We start from the raw sequence: 17,613 nt of genomic DNA on the forward strand, positions 1-17,613 counted from the left end.
ACACCCGCAGTGGCTTCGCCTTTCTTCTGCTGTCCCGTCTCATCCAGCGCCCCGATCACCAGCTTCCCGCGCCTGCGCCCGGCCTTGCGGGCCGCCTCCTCCAGCCCGGCCACCGCGAACCGCCGGATCTCGGCCATCGCCTCGGCCTCATCCCACGACGCCCTGTTCAACAGCCGCTGCGTCTTGTCCGGCCTCCGGTCCCCGACATGCTCGGCAACCGTCCACCCGTTCCGCTTGGGCAGCTCGCTCATCACCGCCCGCACGTACTTACCGGCCTGCACGAACGGCTCAACCCGCCGAAAACACCAACGCAGCCGTTCGGTCAACTCACCCAGCTTCCGCCCTGCCAACCGAGCACCTATCCTGACGGCCGCAGCCGCCTGCGATCCTGATGTCTTCACAAACACATGATCAACAGGCGGCTGCCCCATGCCACCACCGGCCCCCAGCCACACCTTCCCCGCAGGTCACAACCCGAATGGCGGCTGCCGTACTAGGGGGCTCGTCGCCGCCGTCGATGGTTTGCGTGGCGGCCTGCCGAGATCGAACCCGCGCGCGGCGCTGTGCACGGCAGGCGTCGATGCTCCTGCAGCCGGGTCCGCTGGGAGCGGAGGTTGGGAGCATTGTGGGAGCACTCGGATGCGCTGAACAGATCTGAACGGTACATAACAGCTCTCAGCAGACGTGCCGTGACCTGCGAGAGTCAGATTTCTGCAGGTCACGGCGCTTGTTGATCTACGTTTTTTGACACGGTAGAGGTCACTGGTTCAATCCCAGTATCGCCCACCACAATCTTCCCAGGTCAGACGGCCTGCCGGCACTCGCTGCTGGCAGACCGGTCGGCTGTTTGACCGTGATTTGACCGTGGGCGTTGCCATCTCATTCGGCTGCGCCGTGGCTGCGTGTTGTGCGCGAATGGTCTCCTAGACTCACCACTTGAACCACATCGACGCTCAAAGGGTGGTCTTGTGGCTCGTTCCCTTCGATGATCGTTTGACCGTCGGTTGACCGGAACAACTGCATCGACGCCGGTGCGTCAACGGCGCGGAATTTCACGCGTCGCCGACAACAGCTGGTACAGGACCCGCTCGATTACATGGTCAGCGTGGGCCCTCGACGTACCGTTGGCCGGCGATCGCCCACGGTCCTGCTTGCCCCGTAACGCGGCCTGAACGTTCGCGCGACCGCCAGCGATGCGTCTACGCGCACGCTGCCCTCGCCCAATCGCCGCCGGTCGAGCCCGCATCGACCTGATCAGCTGTGGACGGGCATGGTCGACAGCTGGCGTGGCGGTTGTCGTCCGGTGACGGATACGGGCCAGTGCCTCGATTGCGCCATAGTCGGTGCCGGGCAGGCTGTGTAGGTATTTCTCCGTTGCACGCAGGCTGGCATGGCCGAGTCGTTCGCGCACGGTCTGTAGATCCGCCCCACCGGCGACCAGCCAGGAAGCGTGCGCATGTCGCAGATCATGAAACCGGATCCGCCGGGTGATCCCTGCCGCGGCCAGCGCCGGTTTCCAGACCTGTTGCCGGAAGAAGTCCCGCGGCAGGTGCCGCCCCGCCGGCGGCCGGTCCTTACCCGCTGCCCGCCGCAGCGCCCGGTAGTAGGCGTAGGCCGCCCGACAGTGTTCGCATCGGCATCCACCAGCCGAGTAACCCGACATCGTGCCATGCCGGTAACAACGTCCCGCTTGATTCGGCGCGGTCGCACCGCCCACAGGTGGCGCTATCGGGTGGGCCGTTTTGCTCTGTGGGGCCGCGAATAGGAGCTCTCCGTGTTGCAGCCCGTTGTCAACGATATGCTGCTGAATGAGTTCTACCAGCGCGGCATCGAGCAATAGGCGACGATAGTGCTGGTTCTTCGGATAGTCCTTCACTTGGAACCGCCCACCATCCGGGTGAAATCGGGGTCGAAGCTCCACTACAGTGCGGGCCACGGTCAGCATCCCGGTGGTCGCGTCGAGGGCGTCGACCCGCAACTCGACCAACTCACCCCACCGCAGCCCCGATCCGATCGCCACCTCCACCAGCAACCGCCACCGCTTGTCCGGAAGCGCCGAGATGATGGCTTCGAGCTCGTCCGGGGTCAGGATTCGCAGCGGCGCGACAGGAACCGTTGGTGTCCGCACCCCGGTGCACGGGTGCAGGAAAATCACCCGATCGTTCAACGCGGTGGTGAAGATCGCGCCGAGTACCGTGCGACACCGTTGCACCGTGAACGCAGACGATCCCCTTTGCTGCAACCGACGGAAGAAGTCCCGCACATGCGCGGGCAGGATCTCGTTCATGCGCATCGAGCCGAACTCGGCAAGCAGATAACGCTCCACAATATGTGTGTAACTCTGCCGAGTATTCGCCTCCACCACATGGCTCGGCAGCCACACCAACTGAACATACCGACTGAAACACTGGCGACCACTCCGCAAATCCACAAACCGGCCCTCGATAACCTTCGCCTCCGCCCGCTGCCACGCTCGATCCGCCTCTCGGCGGCGACCAAACGTCCCCGCCGAACGCTCCCGACCCCGCACATCCCAGTAATAAGCCGTCCACCGAACACGCCCACTTCGTCCCACCCGTAAACGCGAATAACCCATCATCGTCACCTCCTATACCGTGATCACCTAATCGCATCTCCGGACGCACATGTAGCTCTTATCCGGGGTGCCGTGCCTAGTCAAGCATGAAGCTGACCGGTGGAACGGATACGGCGCCCGAGTACCACAGCGGAAGATCTTGCCGGCGCCAGGATGGCTCTACCAGCCGGAGTAGTGATAGCACGATTGGGGGCCGAAGCCTCTCTGACCAGCAAGTCCAGTACTGCACCCCATCCGCCTGTTGGTCATTTGGGTCGATAGGTCCAGTGCCATGGCTCGCTCGGTACGTCGTTGACGAAGCCATATTTTGCTGCGTTCGCATGTAGCCAGGCCAGCACTTTTGGGTTCGCGACGCTGATGTCCGCGGACAGGCCAAGCCCGTGGGTGCTCCGGCCGGGCGGTGCCGCGAGGTTGCCGGTTCCGTTCTGGTAGTCGCGGTACAGGCTTGCCTGTTCGGCATAGGTTCGGTATCCGGAATTGACGTGGAGGTCGAGGCCGGCGGCCCGGGCCGCGGCGTCCATTCGGCGGAACTGCCGGGCGGCCGGCGTGAGCATCTGTTCGCCGTCGCCGACCGAGGACAGTTTGCTCGCTGGCACATGGCCGTTTCGTAACTGTGAGGTGTCAACGCTTCCCGGTGTGCCAGCAGTGGAATGGTGGTGGTGACCACGGTGCAGGTGTTGTCCCAGGTCGCCGCGGTGACGGACGACGGTGCCGAGGATCAACGCCTCGAGGACAGCGCGCTCGGCCCGGTCGGCGCGGCCGATGCTGGTGGCGAAGCGTAGTGCGTCCGCCCGGGTCCACTTGCCGTCGGCGCCGTCGGCACGCTCGGCTAGCCGGCGAACCCGCTCGACGAAGTCGGCGTGCCCGTCCATCCGTTCCTCGGCCGCGGGCAGGGCGGACGGTGACTGGAGAAAGGCGAAGGTCTGCGTGATCAGACTGGCCAGTGCGGTGTCCTTGAGCGCCGCCGTTGCCGGCGCCAGATCGTGTTCGATGTCCGCGACGGTGCGCCGCACGTGCCGGACCCGGTCGGCGCAGCGGTTGAAGAAGGTCTGCAGGTCGCGCAGCTCGTGCAGGTCGAGCACGATCGCTGGTGATCCGGGGCAGGACGAGGGCGATGAGGATGATGGCGCCGTTGAGGGCGCCGATCCATTGGGCGGGTACGCCGGCGAGGGTGAGGACGTTCTGGATGAGGTAGAGCAGCAGGATGCCGAGGACGGTGCCGCGGCCGCCGCTGAGGCTGACTCCGCCGATGACGGCGGCGGCGAACACGGTGAAAATGGCGCCGTTGCCTTGGGCGGCGGCGACGGAGGCGAGCCGGCCGGACAGGAGTAGGCCGCCGAGCGCGGCGAGCAGGCTCGCCGCGACGAGTGCGCCGATCAGGACGCGGTCGGTGCGGATGCCGGCGGCTTTGGCGGCGTCGATGTTGCCGCCGACGGCGTAGAGCGAGCGGCCGAGGCTGGTGAAGCCGAGCACCACGACGCCGGTGGCGAACAGCGCCAGGCAGATCCAGATGGACGCCGGGACCCGATCCAGGTGGTGCTGCCGAGGTAGGTCATGGACTCCGGTAGATGGAAGAACGTCCGCGTCGCGGACTGGGCGGGATGAGCACGATGTGACGTGCTCGGTGGGGGTTGACCTCGTTGCGCTGGGGGCGACGGCACGGCAGTGTCTGGTGATTATCTTCGATTATGGCCAGCAGCATCACCGGCGCGGCGACGTCCAACGCGGCAACCGGGTCTGGCCAGCGACAGACAGAGTTGACTGCGACCATGCGGCATGTACTCCGCCAGCGATCTACGGCCGTTGCTGGCCGAGCGGAACATCCACTTGTCGCTCAGCCAGGTCGAGCCCGCCGGAGCGGCTGAGCCTGAAACACTGGTGGCGTTGATGGACATCCTCGACCGCGCCGCTGCCGGCGCTCCGCCACCCAACAAGCTGAGCGGGTGGCCAGTCCCGCCCCCACCAGCCATCGGGCAACACAAAGATCAACGCAGCTCAAACCAAGATCATCCGGTCAAGATCACGAAAGCTCGATGCTAGAGGGCGACCAAAGCCCGAGCAGCTGTGGCGGTTGTCTCGATCGCCAGCGCAGTGAGGCTCCATCCGCCAGTCATGCCGTTCTTCCACCACATCGCATCCGGAAGGACACGATTGCGGGCGGGCACGCGTTCAGACAAGAGCTGAAGATCTTCGGCAAAGCTGGCGTGCATCAGGAGCAGGTGGCGGTCCTGCAGTTCGACTAGCGTGACATCCACCCGCAGGTGGCGGCGGTCGTGCACCAGGCTTGAGCGAAACAGCGGCCCGACTGGACGGAAATAGGCTGGATGACCCATTCATATTGACCCGAATAGCCGACCTTGATATCAAGGCTATTCTTCAATTATGAAGAAACGGCACAGAATCCGGACCACTGCCGTGGCGATACTCATGGCGGCCGGCGTGACCGTCGCGCCGACGGCACCCGCCACCGCCGCGGGCGATGCGGGTGCTCATGTAGTACCGGGGTACGGCTTGACAGCTGCGTCGGCAACGCTGCGGGCGACGCGAAGCGGTGCGGTGACGTCCAACGGCACCCGCATCGGGCCCGCTTCCAACCCGCCTGACGTCATCGTCTGCTATCTCGATGTCTCTAATCCGCGCGGGCCAGACGGGTTCGCCGAGGTGTCCGCCTCGGGGCTGGTGATCTGCTCGTATCCGGTGGACTTCATCTCCGTTTCCGTGGAGCTGTACCGGAACAATGTGCTCGTGGCGAGCCGGCGCCAGACCGTGCCGTTCGTGCTCGGTTGGGGTGTCACCGCGAGCGCGCCGTGCGTCTCCGGTACCTATTTAGCGATCGCCACCGGCGAGGTCGTCTTCCCGAGCGGCTACTTCCCGCCGATTGGCAGCGGTGTCGTCGGCAGCGCCTCGGTGAACATCACCTGCGGCCCGCCGCCGGGCGGTGGCCAGCAGGCGCCGTTCGGCGCGCTCGACATCGTCGAGGTGACCTCCGGCAACTGGCTGCACATTTCGGGCTGGGCAATCAACCCGACGCCCGGAGGATCGGTCCACGCTGAATTCCAGCTGGGTCCCCGTGACCACGCGTGGTACTGGACCTTCGGCACGGCACAGCCCACGCTCAACCGGCCCGACGTCGGAGTCGCTTATCCACAGTACGGGCCGAACCACGGGTTCGAGACGGACGGTCCCGAAGACACGGGTCCCTCGATAGATCCGGAGAACCCGGGGCAGTTCATCTTCCCCGGCGACTACGACCTGTGCGTGATCGCGGCGACCGGGTACCGCTCGACCGAGTTGGGCTGCCGTCCGGTGCACATCACCCAGGAACTGCTTTCCTGGTACTGGTCCTAAACGATGGCACCAGATCGACGGACCTGTCGGTCCAGAGAACCCGGCGTGAGTCGGTCAACGAATCGAAGATCACTTCCGCTTCACCGGTGACAAATTGGGTCCGTCACTGGGCAGCTGAGGCCTGGCGTCACCCTGACTGGCATCCTTCTTTCGGGTTATTTGCCGCGGCCGGACCGCGTCCATATGCGACACTCGGGAGATGACGGTCACTCGACGTGTTTTCGTCAGCGGCGCCATGGCAGCGCCCTTCGCCGCCCAGTTTGCCGGGGCTGGGGCCGGGGTCGCGGACGCGGCCGTCGATCCGGCTTTCACCGTGCTCGGCGGGTTGAGCGAGCTGCGGCTCACCGAGCTCGCGCTCAACCGGCTCGCGTCTCAGGCCATCGAGGTGCAGGCGGTCGCCCCGGCTACCACGATCACCGGGGCGGACGGGAACTCCGTGGTGGGCGTCAAGCTGACCCCGGAGTACGCCACGGCCACGATCACCCGCACCGGGCAGCCCAGCCGGGGCATAGGCCGGCTGCGGGGCGGGGTCGTGCTGGTCAACTCCACGGCCCGCATGGAGGTCACCGAGATCCGGGGGTCGGTGCCCGACGGCCTGATCTTCGCGTTCCTGAAGGTGGACGACCAGTGGGTCGGGGAGCTGCCGCTCTACTCCGCGGACCCGAGCACGGTCCGGCTGGACGTCCTGCCCGGCGCGCCTGGTCAGCCGACCACGCTCCGTAGCAACGGGGTCCCGGTCAAGCCCACCCAGGACGCCGTGGACGCGGTCATGGAAGCCTTCGGCGTCGCCCTGTTCACGGTGAACGATCCGGTGTTCACCGCCTCGGGCGTGGGCACCGCGTGGCCGCTCCCCGCCCAGCTCCTGCCGCTGGGCCGCTGAGCCCGTCCCCTCAGCTCGCGCCCAGCAGCGCGTCACGGGGATGCGTCCCGGTGATCGCCACGGCGACGGCTTGGAGGCGGCTCGCGCGCAGGAACGGGTACGCGGCCTCGCCGTGGGTTCCGCCGCTGTGGCCGGTGCCGCCGAGGCCCGGCACGGACGGCACGTGCGCCAGATGCGAGTCGTTGACCTTGAGCAGCCCGCCGTTGGTGACCGTGGTCGTAAACTGTTCGATCACCGCAGGATCCTTGGCCCACAAGGAGTTCCGCAGACCGTAGGCGTTGCCGTTGAGGAAGGCGATGGCACGGTCGAGCAGGTCCGGCCCGTCGTCGGGCACCACGACGGGCAGCAACGGGAAGAACGCCTCACCGCGCACCGCGTCGATCGTCCCGGCCAGGTCGAGCCCATCCACCCGCAGCACGGTCGGCTCGATGAACAGCCCCTCGGGATCGGGCTCACCGTGCACATCGATGCGGCCACCGCCGCAGATCTTCGTGGCGCCGGCGCGCAGGGCGTCGTCGAGGCAGCGGCGGAAGGCGGTGGCGCGCAGGACCGGGCTGAGCACGGTGTCGGAACACACCGGGTCGCCTGGCCGCAGCTCCGACGCCGCGGCACGCAGCCGGTCGAGCAGGTCCCCGGCGACGGCCGGATGGACGAGGGCGTGCTTGGGGCTGATGCACGTCTGGCCCGAGGCGTAGAAACACTCCAGCAGCGCGGCCGTGGCGTGGTCGAGGTCGGCGTCACGCCACACCAGCACGCCGTCGTTGCCCGACAGTTCGAGGATCGGCCGCTTGCCGCGCTCCACGCACTTGCGCTCCAGCGCGAGCCCGTAGTCGCTGGACCCGAAGTAGTAGATGGAGTTCACCAGCGGGCTGTCCAGCCACTGCCGCATGGTGACCTCCTGGTCGGCGCACAGCATGTTCAGCGCGCCCGCGGGCAGCCCGCTTTCCTCCAGCGCCGGGATGGCGATGGTGTGCAGCGCGTAGCTGAGCGAGCTCACGCAACTGCGCGGCACGCGAATCACCACGCTGTTGCCCGCGACCAGCGCGAGCGACGCGACCAGCCCGAACAGCGGCGAGCTCGCGGGCGGGTCGACGCAGACCACGCCGTCGGGCTGCCGCTGTAACGTGATCGCGTGCCGGGGCGTGCGGATCTCCTGCCGCAGCAAGGAACGCGCCAGCTCCAGGCTCTCCGGCCGCACCGCGTCGAGCACCGCGTTGAGCTGCGCCTCGGCAAGCAGCCGCGGGCAGCCCTCCATGCGCAGGATCCCGCACAGCTCCTCGCGATGCGCCAGGAACCGCTCGCGCAGGGCTCCCACCACCGCGAGACGATCGTCCAGCGTGCGGGCGCGCAGCTGGGCCGCCGCGCCGGCCGCGGCCGTCAGGGCGGCCTCGCCGTGCTCCGATGTGGACAGTGCGACCGAGCAGAGCACGTGCGGATGAGCGTGCAACTCCTCCTCCGTGCCCGCACGCAGCAGGCGGAACAGGGTCGCCGTCTCCTGCCCCGCCGGATCGAGCACGGCACGCACGCTCAGGCCGTAGGCCCGCTCGCCGGTGTCGATCCGCTCACCACCGATGTACAGCGGAAAGTGTCTCAAGTAGACGGACGTGGTCATCGGGCCTCCTCGGTCTTGAAGTAGGTGACCAGTGACCGGGCGAGGTCGTCGATCCCACCGCTGGCGATCACCCGCATCACCGGGATCTCCCGGCCGAGTCGACGCCGCATCTTGGTGATCAGCTCGGCACCCATCAGCGAGTCGACGCCGATCTGGTCCAGCGGCCGGTTGCGGTCGATCCGTTCCGGTGCGACGCCGAGCACCTCGGCGAGCGTGGCGACGATGGAGTCGGCGGTCAGCGCGATCGCCTCCTCTGCTCCTGCCTGCCGTAGGCGGTCGAGCAGGTCGTCGTGCTCGTCGTGCTCGATGTGCTCGCCGCCGGTGAGCTCGCCGAGCCGCGGTGTGGTCACGTGCGGATACAGCCTGCGCAGGAAATCCCCGTCGTGGCTCCACACCACCGAGACTTCCGGGCCGCCCACCAGATCGTCCAGGGCGGCACGGACCTGGCGCAGCGGCATCAGCGTCAGACCGGCCCGGACGATGGTGCCGGCCGCGGTCTCGTTGCGCGCCATGTATCCGGCCTCGGCGAGGGCGCCCCAGGCGATCGCCTGCCCGGCCAGTCCCCGGGCCCGGCGGGCACGGGCAAGCGCTTCCAGGTACAGGTTCCCGGCGCAGTAGGCGGCCTGACCGGCGTTGCCCACCACGGCCGCCGCCGACGAGAACATCAGGAACAGGTCCAGCTCATGGCCGCCGGTGATCCGGTCGAGGACCAGCGCGCCCGCCAGCTTCGGCGCGAGCACCGCGCGGAACTTCTCCGGCGTCAGATCGGCGATCGACGCGTCGTCGAGCACCATCGCCGCGTGCACCACGCCACGGAGCGGGGCACCGCCGCCGTCGATGGCCGCGACGACGGCACGCATCGCCGCCTCGTCGGTGACGTCCGCGGCATGCACGGAGACCGTGACGCCTCGCGCCGTCAGCTCGGTGACAACCTCCTCGGCACCAGGCACGGCCGCGCCGCGCCGGTTCACCAGCGAGAGATGCCGCGCCCCGCGGTCCGCAAGCCAGCGTGCCGTCTCCGCGCCGAAACCGCCCGCGCCGCCCGTGACGAGGTAGGTGCCTTCGGGGTCCGGCGTGAAGCGCGGCCCGGCGGCCCGTTCCACCGGCGGCCGCCGGTCGAAGGTGACGACCAGTTTGCCGATGTGCCGGGAATGCTGGATGCTCCGCAGTGCCTCGGCGATCCGGGTGGCGGGGAACGCCCGGTACGGGATGGGCCGGTGGTTTCCCGTCCGGATCAGCTTCTGGATCGTGTCGTACGCGGCGCTGAGCTGCTCGACGCGGTGCGCCGCCAGCTGGTCGATGTCCACCACGAAGTAGCTGATGTTGTCGCGGAATGGGTACAGCGACACGTTCCGGTCGCCGTAGAGATCCCGCTTCCCGAGCTCAACGAACCGGCCGCCGAGCCGCAGCAGTTCGAGGCTGCGGCCGATGAGCTCGCCGCCGAGCGAGTTGAGCACGACGTCCACGCCGCGCCCGCCGGTGGCCGCGAGCACGCCGGCCGCGAAACCGGGGCCGCGCGAGTCGAAGACGTGCTCGATGCCGAGCAGCCGCAGGAAGTCGCGTTTCTCCTCGGTGCCCGCGGTGGCGATCACCGTGGCGCCCGCTGCCCGCGCGCACTGGACGGCGGCCAGCCCCACGCCGCCCGCGGCGCCGTGCACCAGCACCACCTCGCCCTCGGCGAGCTGGGCCAGGTGGCGCAGGCCGTAGTGTGCGCTCACGAACGCGACCGGCATCGTCGCGGCGGACGCGAGATCGATTCCGTCCGGCACGAGCGCCACCAGGTTCTCGTTCGTCACGGCGTGCGAGGCGAACGCGGCCGGCGCGGAGCCGAAAACCCGGTCGCCGGGCCGGAACCGGGTCACGCCGGGCCCGACCGCGGTGACCAGGCCCGCGAGCTCCCCGCCGAGCCGCATGCCGCCCACCCCGGCCTCGACGACCCAGCCGGGCAGCATGCCGACCGAGATCAGCGCGTCGCGGTAGTTGACGCCCGCCGCGTGCACCTCGACGACCACCTCGCCCGGCCCCGGTTCGGGCACGTCCATCGCCACCCACGCCAGCCGGTAGGCGGGCCCGGGGTCGCGCACGGTCAGCCGGTACGGCGAGTCGCCTGCCGGTGCCGGGGGCAGGTCGCGCAGCCGTGGCACGAACCGGCCCGACGCGGTGAGCACCACCTCGTCCTCCGCGGTGGGGTCCAGCACCTCGCGAGCCAGGCGATCGACGTGGACGTCACGCTCGACCGAGACCCGCCGGATGCCCAGCACGCTGTGCTCGCAGGCGACCGCGCGGGTGGCGCCCCACAGCGTGGCACCGACCGGGTCGGTCGCGCGCTCGGGCGCCGGATTGACCCCGGCGGGGCCGCTGACCAGCCACAACCGTGCGTTCGTGCCTGAGGGTAGGTCCGCCGAGCTGATCGCGAGCGCCCGCACGAGCTCGAACCGCCGGATGGTGGCGTCGACGGCAGCCGCGGGGTCCACACCGGTCTCGCCCAGCAGCAGCACCACGTCGGTGCCGGGCGCGGTGAGCCAGCCTGCCGGGTCGATGTCCGCGCTCATCCGCACGACGTCCGCGCCCAGCTGGGCGAGCCGGGTAGCGAGCTCGGCGGCCCGCTCGGATTCCGTGCCGTCCTCAGCGACGACGAGCACACGGCGGCCCGCCGCGGTGGGCGATGGGTCCGCCGGCGGCGTGGGACGCGGGATCCTGGTCGCCGTCGCCACCGAGCACAAGCCGGCTTCGAGCACGGTGCGCGGATCGCGGAAACCGTTACCGGACACCAGATCCCGCCACTGTCGCGCGGACAGCAACGGCGAGGCGGGACGCAGGCCGAGATCGGTCATCGACCAGAACCCGGGTGCCAGGCCGAACGGTAGCGCGAGCAACGCCGGATCGTGCGCCTCGACGAACAGCAGGCGCCCGTGGTCGGTCAGCAGCTCCGCCAGCCCGCGCAGCGCGGCCCGCACGTCCTTCGCCGCGTGCAACGCGTTTCCGGCGACCATCACGTCGAACGTGCCCGGCTCGGCGTCCGGCTCGTCCATGTCCAGCGTCCGGTACTCGACGAAGTCGTACCCCGCGAACCGCACCTGGGCCGGGGCGAGGAAGAACTGCGAGACATCGGTGAACACGTACCGGGTGCGCTCCGGTGGCAGCACGGGCAGCAACGCGGCGGTCAGCCCGCCGGTGCCGCCGCCGACCTCGAGAATCCTCAGTAGACGGTCAGCGGGCCATGCCCCGACGAGCGCGCGCATGGCCTCCGCCGCGGCCTCGTTGTGCGGGCGCAGCACCGGGAACAGGTCGTAATAGTGGGTGAGCGTGTCGCTGCCATGCGCGGGAAACAGGATGTCCAGCGGGTTCCGCTCGCCGCGCAGCAGCTCGGCGAGGTGTAGCCCGCAGCGGCCGAACAGGGTCAGTCCTGTTACGTACTCAGGAAAGTCGGCGACCAGGCCGGCGACCGAGGGCTCCTCGGCGGCGCGGAGCCGCCAGCGGGTGCGACCCTGGAACTCGCCGCGCCACTCCAGGTAACCGTGCTCGGCGGCCAGGCCGGTCAGCAGGTCGAGCAGCCGCGTGAACTCCGGCCGAACCCCGGCGGCGAGCAGATCGTCGGTGAAGAACACCTCCTCGCCGCCGAGCAACGTGGCGAAGGCGCGCACGGTAAAAGCCGCCGTCGCAACGAGTTGCCGCCGTCGGCGCTCGTCGTGTCCGGGATCCGGCGGCGCCGCGATTCGCGGTGGGCGGCAGGCCACCTCGGCGGCGGGCGCCCGGCCGCGCGGGGCGGCGCGGAGTTCGGTGTGCTGGCGCCGGACGGGAGGACGTGCCGGGTTGCCGATCCGCAGGAACCGGAAGTCGAGCAGTTCCAGCAGGACGGCACCGGTGCCATCGGTCATCGTGATGTCGGCCGAGGCCCAGGTGTCGGAGACCGTGCGGCACCGGAAGTACACCGCACCGGTCCGGGCCGGCGTTCCCCACAGCCGTGCGGTGCCGATCGCGACGGGTAGGTAGGAGTCCTCGTGCGCGACGTGGCCGTGGAGGATCCGGCCGAGCTGGATCGCGAGCTGTGGGGCGGTGTCGGTCCAGGCCGGATGCGCGTGGAACCCGGTGAGGTCGAGGTGGCCGCAGTCATAGTCGGCCAGCACCTCCATGCCGTCCACCCACAGCCGGGACACGACTAGGAATTCCGGGCCGTAGACGAGGCCGAGGCGCTCGCCGTCGGCGTAGTGGGTCTCGGCCTCGACGTACTCGCCGCGCTCGGCGAACCGTGTGCGCAACGCCACGAGGTCAAGCGCCGGCGGGGCCGCGGCGACCCGCCGCCGCACCCGGCCCCGCGCGTGGGTCTGCCACAACCGGCCCTCCGCGGCACGGGTAGCGACGCGGAACAAACCGTCCTCTTCAGACAGTGACACCTGCATGCGGGGCAGGGCGGACTCGTCGTCCGGCGCGACCATCGGCTTGGGAATCTGCAGCTCGCGCACTTCCGCGGGCCCGTCCAGCGCCAGCTGCCCGGCCGCCCAGCCCATCTCCAGGTACCCGGCCGCCGGCATGATCGGTGTCCCGGCCACCCGGTGCCCGGTCAGCCACGGCAGCCGCGCCGGGTCCACAGTGGATTGCCAGGTGGGGTCGGACACCGCGGCCCGGTCACCGAGCAGCACGTGATCGGCCGGGGCGGTGACCCCGGCCCAGGTGTGGCTGCCGCCGAGCCAGAACCGCGCACGCTGCCACGGATACGCGGGCAGCCGCACCACCCGGCCAGGCCGGGAGAAGTAGCGCTCCGGCGCGATGGGCACGCCCACGGCCAGCGCGGACTCCACCGCAGCACGCACCGCCTTCGGGCCGGAATCGGACCTGGTGAGCGTCGGAAGCACGGCGAGCACGGTGTCACCGGCGGCGCGCTTGAGGTAGGTCTGGAGCACCGGTTTCGGCCCGATCTCGACGAACGTGTCGAACCCCGAACCGATCAGATGGCCGGTGGCGTCCGCGAACCGGACCGGCTCGCGGACGTTGCGCCACCAGTACCCCGCGTCCAGCTCCTCGCCCGCGAGCGGGGCGCCGGTGACGGTGGAGACGAACTCGACGGTCGCGGGCTTGGGCGCAAGATCCGTCAGCGCGTCCAGCAGCGACGGGCGCAGCGGATCCATCGCCGCGCTGTGGAACGGGTAGTCCAGATCCAGCAGGCGGCAGAAGACCTCGCGCTGCGCCAACCGGTCGGCCAGGTCACGCAGATCCTCGGCCGGACCGGCGACCGTCACGTCGTTCGCGCTGTTGATCCCGGCGACCTCCACGCGCCCGTCGTAGCGGCCGAGCAGCCTCTCCATGTCCGCCGCGCCCAGGTTGACGGCGGCCATCCTGCCGGTGCCCGCGGTGCGAGCCTGCGCCTGGCTGCGCGCCACCACCAGCTCCACGGCCTGGTCCACGTCGTACACCCCGGCGACGAACGCGGCCGCGATCTCGCCGACGCTGTGCCCGTACACGGCCTCGGGGCGCAGGCCCCGCTCGGCGAGCGTCGCCGCGATACCCGCCTGCACCGCGAACAGCGCGGGCTGCACCACCCTCGTGTCGTGCATCCGCGAGTCGGCCGCGCGGAGCTCACCAGTGACGGTCCAGCCGACGCGCGGTTCGAGGGCGGCGTCGATCTCGGCGACCGTCCGCGTGAACACCGGGTCGGTGTCGAGCAGCTCGGCTGCCATCCCGGGCCACTGCGCGCCGTGCCCGGAGAACACGAACGCCACGCGGCCGCGCTCGGTGCCCTGCCGCGGCGCGACCTGCTCGGCCAGCCGGTGACGCGCCTCGTCCGCGGTGGCCGCGAGCACCGCGCGGCGGTACGCGTGCTTGCCGCGGCGCTGGAACGAGGTGTAGGCGAGGTCGGCGAAATCCGGGCACCCGGCGAGGCGCTCGTCCATCCGGGACACCGCCTCGGCCAGTGCCACCTCGGTGTGCGCGGACACGACGACCGGCACCGCGGCCGGTGTCCGCGCGGGTGGCCGCGCCGTGGGCGGCTCGTCCAGCACGACGTGCACGTTCGCCCCGCCGAATCCGAACGAGTTGACGCCCACCAGACGGCCGGCCACCGGGCGCTGCTGCTCGACCGGTGTCAGGGCCAGCCCGTCGAAGTCGATCGCGGTGCTGCGCGGGCTCGCGTTCGGGGTCGGCGGGATCACGCCGTGCCGCAGCACCAGGATCGCCTTGCACAACCCCGCCATGCCCGACGCCGGCTCGAGGTGGCCCAGGTTGGCCTTGACCGACCCGACCGGCAGCGGCGCGCCCGACCGGTGCGTGCCCAGCGCGTTGCCGATCGAGCGGCACTCCACCGGATCCCCGATCGGCGTGCCGGTGCCGTGGGCCTCCAGATACGCGAGATCGTCCGGGTCGAGCGCGAACCGCTCGTACACCTGGCGCAGCAACGCCTCCTGCGCCTCGCCGCTGGGCAGCACCAGCCCGGTGGTGTGGCCGTCGCTGTTCGTGCCCGACCCCGCGATCACGGCCTGCACGCGGTCACCATCGGCGAGCGCGTCGGCCAGGCGCTTGAGCACCAGCACCCCGCCGCCCTCGGCACGCACGTACCCGTCGGCGGCGGCCGAGAACGGGCGGCAGCGACCCGTCGGCGACAGGAAACCCGCCTTCGCGAACCCGACATAGGTCAGCGGGTTGAGCAGCAGGTTGACGCCCGCGACGAACGCGACCCGGCCACCACCGTGCCGCAGATGCTCGCACGCCAGATGCACCGCGTTCAGCGATGACGCGCACGCGGTGTCCACCTTCAAGCTGGGACCGTGCACGTCGAGGTGATAGGAGAGCCGGTTGGCCGTGTTGGACAGCGCCGCGCCGGAGTTCGTGTACGGGCCGATCGTCTGGGGCGCCGCGAGGTGCTGCCCCGCGTAGTCCGGCGCCGACACGCCGACGAACACCGCGGCGTCCGTGCCGGCCAGCGAGCCCGGGGCGATCCCGGCGTCGTCGAGCGCCTCGAAACCCAGTTCCAGCAGCAACCGCTGCTGCGGATCGATGCTCAGCGCTTCCCGGGGACTGATCCCGAAGAAGTCCGCGTCGAACCCGGCCACGTCGTCGAGATACCCGCCGGCGAACGTGTACGACTTGCCCGGCCGTATCTGATTGGCGTCCCAGAACCGCTCGACGTCGAAGCGGTCCGGCGGCGGCGCGCCGACGACCTCACGCCCCTCGGACAGCACCGACCACAACCCGTCCAGATCCCCGACACCACCCGGAAACCGGCACGCCACGCCCACAATCGCGATCCTGTCCAGCACCAAACGATCGTCGAGCACCAGAGGGGCGCCCATCCACACCGCACCGCAATCACCAACCGATCAGGTGACGCTGTCGCCCTACGACCAGCGCGGCAGAACGCGCCCGCTTACAGGGCTCGTCGCCGCCGTCGATGGTTTGCGTGGTGGCCCGCTGAGGATCGAACCTGCGTGGGGCGCTGTGCACGACAGGCGTCGATTCTCCTGCAGCCGGGGCCACTGGGAGCGGAGGTTGGGAGCATTGTGGGAGCCCTCGGATGCGCTGAGCTGACCTGAACGACGCACAACAGCTCTCAACAGACGTGTCGTGATCTGCAGGAGTCAGATTCCTGCAGGTCACGACACTTGTTGATCTACATTGACACGGTAGAGATCACGGAGCACGCACCAGGGGCTCAGCTGGACGCGAGCGTATCGCTAACTCGCGCGATCATCGGTTACGAAGGCCCCTACTCATGGGTAATCCTCACTGCCCACTCGGACTGTCCGCAACACGGGCCTGCCGCAGCAGAATCAACTCTTAACCAGCGGGTTCGGGGTTCGAGTCCCTGGCGGCGCACCCTTCTTACCAGCGGAAACGGGCCGAGTCGATGCTTCGGCCCGTGATCATTTCGGGCGTTTGCTAGGGAATTGCTAGGCAGCGTTCGGATGCTTGCGCCGCGGCACCATGCGCGCGGCGGCTTCGGCCGCTGCTCGGCCGACACCGGGCAGCAGGTGGCAGTAGGTGTCGGCGGTGATGGTGTAGGTGGAGTGGCCGAGGCGTTTGGACACGATGGCGATGTCCACCCCGGCGGCCAGCTGCAGCGACGCGGAGAGGTGACGCAGGTCGTGGAAGCGGCATCGACGCAGGCCAGCCTGGGTGGCCAGCCGCCGGAACCGGTGCGACACGGTCGCGGGATGCCAGGGCCGGCCATCCGGGCCGGTGAACACATAGCCACTGTCTTGAGTGCCGGCGGCAAGTTGGTCGCGCCGTTGCCGTAGGCGCAGGAGGTGGAGTATGCGCGCGGTGCCGCGGTCGAGGTCGACGATGCGGTCTTCACCACTGCGGGTCTTGGGTTTGCCGACGGTCAAGCCGGCGCCGATGTCGAGGATCTGCCGACGGACCACCAGCACGCGCCGCTGGGTGTCCACATCCTCCCAGCGCAGGCCGCATAGCTCGCCTCGGCGTAGTCCGGTGTGGCCCGCCACGCGGAACAGGGCGGCCATGGGGTCGTGGGTGTCCTGCAGGTAGTCCAGGAACGCGCCGTACTCCTGCGGGCTCCACGGCCGGACCTTGGCCCGCGTGCGCCGAGGCGCCTCGGCGTACCTGGCCGGATTGGTCGGGATCTCACCGGCGCGCACCGCGGCGTTCAACGCGGCGTGCAGGGTTCCGTGCAACCGGGCCACCGAAGTCCGGCCGAACGATCGTGGACGGTCGATCCTGCGCGGCGTCCGACCAGCAGCAACAGCTTCGGCGTTCTCCCGCTCCTGCAGGCGATCCGCCGATTCGATCGCCTTCGTCCGCTCCGCGACAATGGCCGCGTACAGGGTGGTGATGTCTGTGGCACGCAGCCGGGACAGCCGGACCGATCCCAGCCGCGGGATCAAGTAGTCGTTGAGCTGTTGGCGGTAGCAGCGGGCGGTCGTGGGCCGCAGCGCCCCAGCGGTGATCTTGGCCGCGAACCACCGCTGCAGCCACTCCCCCACGGTCATCGACGGGTGCGCCGGCCACCGGCCAGCACGATAGGTGTCGACCACCTTGGCCCTGGCCGCGGCCGCGTCGGCAGCGCTGGCGTATCCCGCCTTGGTCACCTGACGGCGGCGGCCGTCAGGCCCGCGCCCGAGCTCAACGTAGTAGCAGAACCCGTGGCCTCGGCAGCGCGCTGCGCACTCGCTGGGGCAGCGTTGGAACACTCCGACGAACCTGGTCTTTCTCATGGTGGTCACCACC

At 69.6% G+C, this 17,613-nt stretch carries 8 protein-coding genes and 2 pseudogenes; 2 read left to right on the forward strand and 8 right to left on the reverse strand.

Translation table 11 applies throughout. From position 1 onward, the window contains the following. The 5 genes and pseudogenes from VGR06_RS18090 to VGR06_RS18110 all read right to left on the reverse strand — a co-directional run. Window positions 1-335: pseudogene (locus VGR06_RS18090) on the reverse strand (IS701 family transposase); the annotation flags it as partial. Window positions 336-1,036: 701 nt separating this feature from the next. Further along, the gene (locus tag VGR06_RS18095; RefSeq protein ID WP_327560263.1) at window positions 1,037-2,383 is read right to left on the reverse strand and encodes a site-specific integrase; all 1,347 of its coding nucleotides are present in this window, start codon (window positions 2,381-2,383) and stop codon (window positions 1,037-1,039) included. Between the two features lie 458 nt (window positions 2,384-2,841). Further along, entirely contained in the window at window positions 2,842-3,678 is an 837-nt protein-coding gene (locus VGR06_RS18100; protein WP_327560264.1) for a M15 family metallopeptidase, read from the reverse strand. Between the two features lie 85 nt (window positions 3,679-3,763). Further along, window positions 3,764-4,072, reverse strand: a pseudogene (locus VGR06_RS18105) (ABC transporter permease subunit); the annotation flags it as partial. 560 nt (window positions 4,073-4,632) lie between these two features. After that, entirely contained in the window at window positions 4,633-4,929 is a 297-nt protein-coding gene (locus VGR06_RS18110) for a hypothetical protein (RefSeq protein ID WP_327560265.1), read from the reverse strand. Between the two features lie 178 nt (window positions 4,930-5,107). Between VGR06_RS18110 and VGR06_RS18115 the strand changes: the two genes are divergently transcribed. After that, window positions 5,108-5,944, forward strand: coding sequence for a hypothetical protein (locus tag VGR06_RS18115; RefSeq protein ID WP_327560266.1), 837 nt, complete (start codon window positions 5,108-5,110; stop codon window positions 5,942-5,944). A gap of 199 nt (window positions 5,945-6,143) precedes the next feature. Next, on the forward strand, window positions 6,144-6,824 hold the full coding sequence (locus tag VGR06_RS18120; RefSeq protein WP_327560267.1) for a hypothetical protein: 681 nt from the start codon (window positions 6,144-6,146) through the stop codon (window positions 6,822-6,824). Window positions 6,825-6,834: 10 nt separating this feature from the next. Here the strand turns inward: VGR06_RS18120 and VGR06_RS18125 are convergent, their stop codons facing one another. From VGR06_RS18125 to VGR06_RS18135, 3 genes are all read right to left on the reverse strand, one after another. Continuing rightward, on the reverse strand, window positions 6,835-8,436 hold the full coding sequence (locus VGR06_RS18125) for an aldehyde dehydrogenase family protein (protein ID WP_327560268.1): 1,602 nt from the start codon (window positions 8,434-8,436) through the stop codon (window positions 6,835-6,837). Then, on the reverse strand, window positions 8,433-15,719 hold the full coding sequence (locus VGR06_RS18130; RefSeq protein ID WP_327560269.1) for an SDR family NAD(P)-dependent oxidoreductase: 7,287 nt from the start codon (window positions 15,717-15,719) through the stop codon (window positions 8,433-8,435). Before VGR06_RS18130 ends, VGR06_RS18125 begins: the two co-directional genes overlap by 4 nt. A 597-nt stretch (window positions 15,720-16,316) precedes the next feature. Next, window positions 16,317-17,600 carry a tyrosine-type recombinase/integrase gene (locus VGR06_RS18135; RefSeq protein WP_327560270.1) on the reverse strand — a complete coding sequence of 428 codons (1,284 nt, stop codon included), beginning with the start codon at window positions 17,598-17,600 and terminating at the stop codon, window positions 16,317-16,319. Window positions 17,601-17,613: the final 13 nt, after the last annotated feature.

Origin of the sequence: Actinophytocola sp. (assembly GCF_036002505.1) — a bacterium.
GTDB lineage: Bacteria > Actinomycetota > Actinomycetes > Mycobacteriales > Pseudonocardiaceae > DASYTH01.